This is a genomic window from Treponema sp. UBA7570 (assembly GCA_002477955.1).
Lineage (GTDB): Bacteria > Spirochaetota > Spirochaetia > Treponematales > Treponemataceae > Treponema_D.
On record DLLE01000022.1, the window covers coordinates 3219 to 5214 of the forward strand.

Here is a 1996-nt window from a genome sequence, read left to right on the forward strand (position 1 = left end):
TGACATTCATCTATTATAACCATTCCGTATTTGTGAGTTCGCGGCTTTATTCTGTCAGAATTGTTTTCTGTCAGGGATTTTACTATTGCAATGTCGACGATTCCTGTGGACTTGTCCTTTCCTGATGCGATTGTTCCGGGGGCGAAGTCTAAAAAAGTTTTGACGGATTTTTTCCATTGTTCTAAAAGTGCGTGGGTTTGGACAAGAATAAGAGTGTTTGTTTTCCGCCTGGCAATAAGGGCTGCCGCGGAGACTGTTTTTCCGAATCCTGTTCCTGCAGATAAAATCCCTGTGTCGTTTTTGAGCATTTCGGTTAAAGCCAGTTTCTGTTCATCGTAAAGTTCAGCCTTAAAAGCCAAGTCGATTTTTGTTCCGCTTTCTCTTTTGTCCGCAATTTCGTATCCAGCATTTGCAGATTTTAAGGTTTCAAGCGTTTCGTCCAAAAGTCCGCGTGGCAAAAGCAGGCATTCTCTGTTTTCTTTGGAACAGTCGATGAACCTTGGAATATTATACAGCGGCAAATGAAGGCGAAGATTTTTATAGTATTCGGGATTCAGAAAAACCGCCGTCTGCCGCAAGATATACAGTGCTTTTTCGGAGATTCCGGCTTTTTGAATTTCAATGCGGTTTGTAAGGGTGATTTTTACCTTTTGCGGAAAATCTGTAGGGTTAAACTCTTCATTTTCTGTGTCTTTGCTTTTAAGTGAATCAGAAGATGTTTTTTTATTTTCAAATGGATTTTCTTCTTTGCAGTACGGTATTGAAAATCCCAGTTTTTTTTGAATCTGTTCTGAAATTTCAATTATTTCTTTTTCTGACAGTTTTTGAACCGAACTTAAATATTTCCACTGATCGTCATAAGGCAAAAAAGATTCATCGGTAAAAACAGAATGCTTCTCTTTAACGGCCCGGCCTTGAAGCGGAAGCGCAATAAGATTTCCGTAACCGCCATTTGGAATTTCATCCTGATTCGGAAACATCCGGTCAAAACTTTCAAAAGAAATCGAATGATTCTTTAGCATTGACGCCTGAAGTATCAAACTGCCGAACTGTCTTGCCGTCTTTGCTTTTATTTTTTCGCTGAAGAAAATCCACAGATGAGCGCCGTTTCCAGAACGCGAAATTTCAACGGAAGGAAAAACTGAATATTCACTGCAGGTTTTGCAGACTGAGCGAACATCGCTTTTCCATTTTTCAGAATTGCTGTTGCCGTCTAGTTCACCGTCAATTTTTTCTGCAGCCCCAAAATTTTTGCTGTGCGAGTCAAAGTCGAACGCAAGAAAATTGCAGCAGTTGTCCAAAAGAAGCGGATAGATTCCAATCACGTCGCGGCAGTGTAAATCTTTTCCGGCAAGATGATTGTAGATTCTTGAATCAGACAGGCTTTCAGGAAACCTAAAAGGGCAGGCGGCGCACGAATATTTTTTTAAGTCGCATTTTCCCGAAATCCATTTATTTTTGCATACCGGCGAATATCCGCTTTTATTTGACTTTTCGTTGTGCCAGCGCAGGGCAAAAACATCGGTCCGACCGGAAAAAAGCGATTTGAAAAGCGCGATTTTTTCTTCCGGGGAACTAAATCGGTTTATGGCATTGGTGTCCGCAGAAATATTCGCAGCAGGAACTTCCGCATTTCTGGTTTTAGGATTTTCTGATAGATTTTCATTTTTGTTGTTCTGTCCTGCAGCTTCAGCCTGAAAAATTTTTTTCTGAATAAAATCACCAGCTTCTCGGTTTGTTTCTGAAAAATCAAAAATCAGCTTCACAAGCTCATCTTTTGAAAGCGAAAGAAGAAAATCCTTTTTTGTCATAACTGTTATGCGGTTTATTGTATGTTAAAAATAACAAAGTTTGAAGCAAGAAAGTTGATTTTTGGGGTTAGTTTCCCATTTTCTCGTCTTTATTGTACTCTTCAAAGAGAAATGCTCATCGCATAGTTTGTTAATTTTTGATTAATTTTTGATGTTTATTATCGTAAATAGCCCGAATTTCGAGT

1 protein-coding gene is annotated in these 1996 nt (G+C 39.2%); it reads right to left on the reverse strand.

Translation table 11 applies throughout. The features are described 5' to 3' along the window. The coding region (locus tag B4N75_RS02200) for a TOTE conflict system archaeo-eukaryotic primase domain-containing protein (protein WP_296668673.1) at window positions 1–1811 on the reverse strand (1811 nt) is incomplete at its 3' end. Between the last annotated feature and the right edge of the window lie 185 nt (window positions 1812–1996).